Below are 2,419 nucleotides of genomic sequence, written 5' to 3'. Positions count from 1 at the left end.
ATCGGGTAAGTCAAGGGCATTGCTGCCCCCTTCTCCCCTAAGAACCGTACATGAGAGTTTCCCCTCATACGGCTCAAGCAACTCAATATTTCTATTTGTTGTTAGAAATCGGCTCATACTTTCAACATTTTCGTTTATTTCGCTTGTAGCAGTTGTTGTGGACAAGTTGCCGTACAATCGAACCACCAACAGATATTTCGTTGACGTTCCATGCTTTTGTACAATCTATTTCCTTGCCACATAACGGACAAATCCGGTTCTGCTTGTTCCATAAATATAAGAGAGACTTACGTCCCTTGAGAGATTCCAGCATTTGTTGCTCCTTTCGCTGAAAGAAATAATCATCGTATTCCGGGTCGAAAGGGTTTGCCTCACCTTTGATTTGCTTGTACGGGGTATAATGTATATCCGACAACCTTTTAAGGGTCAGGTAGTTCACTTTCTTGCTCTTGGTTTCATATTTCCATGCAAACGTCCATTTACGCCCCCGAATTTCATGCCAATATTTGTCTGCAACCCAAGACTTGCGTTTCTTTGGATGGCGACGTAAAGCCCATTTCTTCGTGAGATTGTAAATGTGATTGTCACAACCATGAAAAGCATCGGTTGATGCACCATATCGGTAATAGTTGCCCCAACCTGTGATTACAGGATTAAGCATTCGTATCAGCGATTCCTGCTTACACATTTTATGTCCTTTAACGATGTCACCGATTTTTGCCCTGAAGCGTTTCTGTGCATCTTTGGACGGGGATGTGTATAGCCTTTTGCCAAACTTCCTCACATTGAAACCTAAGAAATCAAAACCGTCGTATATGTTCGTAATGGTAGTTTTCTCTTCGGATAAGGTCAGCCCTCTTTCTTTGAGAAATTCTATCACGATAGGTTTGACTTCGTTTTCCAATAGCTCCTTATCTCGACCTGTGATTATAAAGTCATCCGCATAACGAATAAGGTTTACCTTGTAGTGGAATGTCTTATTGTTGCGCCATAATCTTTTGAATCTTTCAGCCAAGAGTGGTTGAAGTCCGTCAAGTGCTATATTTGCAAGTGTCGGTGATATGATACCTCCTTGTGGTGTACCCTCTTCTGTCGGGAATAGTTTGCCATTGAATACAGCTCCACATTTCAGCCATTTTCTGAGTATCGTCTTATCCATAGGGATATGATTAAGAAGCCAGTCGTGGCTGATATGGTCGAAGCAGCCTTTAATGTCTCCCTCCAAAATCCATTCGGGGGAATGCTGGCGGTTTAGAACCGTATCAATCTGACGGATAGCGTCCATTGTCCTGCGTTTCTTGCGGAAACCATAAGAAAAGCGGTCGCCTGTCGTTTCGGCTATCGGTTCCAATGCCATGAGATATAATGCCTGCATCGCCCTGTCTTTCATTGTCGGTATTCCCAACGGTCGGAGTTTACCGTTCTTTTTCTTGATGTGAACCCTACGAAGCGGCTGCGGATTGTAACCACGACGTTTCAGTTCACCGATTGCTTTGTACTTGCGCTTGGGAGAATCCCAAAGCTGTTTATCTACTCCAGACGTTTTCTTCCCTTTGTTGGAAGTAACCCTCTTTACCGCCAATGCCTTGGCGTAAAAAGAGTGGGTCAGCATCCACTGCAAGGCTTTCACCTTGTTATGTCTGCCTTCCTTTTGAGCCTTTACAATACGCGCTTGTAGCTTTCGGACATAGGCTTCACACTTGGACCAGTCCATTCCGTTCCAAGTTAGATTCCTACTATCAGCAGGCGCACACGATGTTTTAGTTTCGTTCATTTGCTTTCCTCCTTTTGAAAGTTCTAAAAGTTATCTTGTAAAGAGTTACCATATACGGAAGTCTGCCCACTTTCGTGTCGGATGATGTCACCAATAACAACCCGTGATGTTGATTCAATCCGTATCCACCCCATTACAGGGTGGCATTCGCTTTTTCCGTTATCTCATACCTGCACCCCATTCGGCTTGCCTTGCGGTTCGCTTACTCGCATTCTTACGAGAGAGATACAGGCTTGCCCTGTTCCACGTAATTGACAAACGGATAGTTTAGGTTCTGCCAAGTCCGCCGGCAGTGCTGTGTCCGTGTAACCCCAACATGGGCAAGGGTTATCCGACTGCTTACCTTTTGGTGAGAGCTAAAGTATCTTGCGCTCCTTCAAACCTTACGACGGCTAAAGTCAGTTCACTTACGTTAACCATGCTATCCAGCCTCGCCACTCAACGGTATGATACTAACCGTCCTTGACATTCCCTTACGGTTCAGTCTTGTCCTTTCGGAAAGTGTACTTTGTCCTATAAGCTTGGCACAACCCATCACTGGAGATGCACCTTATAGTAGGCTACCGCTGACGGAACAGCGGGTTAAATCATGCAATTAATATTACTGTCTAACAATCAATTACGTGACTTTACAGGTCACACCCA

Annotated in this window: 1 protein-coding gene; it reads right to left on the bottom strand. The window is 44.6% G+C overall.

The window, feature by feature from the left end; all coding sequences use genetic code 11:
* Nucleotides 1–121: 121 nt before the first annotated feature.
* The gene (gene ltrA, locus JCM16496_RS20910) at nucleotides 122–1,774 is read right to left on the bottom strand and encodes a group II intron reverse transcriptase/maturase (RefSeq protein WP_025836412.1); all 1,653 of its coding nucleotides are present in this window, start codon (nucleotides 1,772–1,774) and stop codon (nucleotides 122–124) included.
* Nucleotides 1,775–2,419 lie beyond the last annotated feature (645 nt).

This window comes from Bacteroides rodentium JCM 16496, assembly GCF_000614125.1.
GTDB lineage: Bacteria > Bacteroidota > Bacteroidia > Bacteroidales > Bacteroidaceae > Bacteroides > Bacteroides rodentium.
Note: the sequence above shows the minus strand (reverse complement) of the source record. Positions and strands in the feature narration are given on the sequence as shown.

Excerpts from the sequence above, each read along its gene's own strand:
- ltrA (WP_025836412.1), bottom strand. The coding sequence starts at position 1,774 with ATGAACGAAACTAAAACATCGTGTGCGCCTGCTGATAGTAGGAATCTA.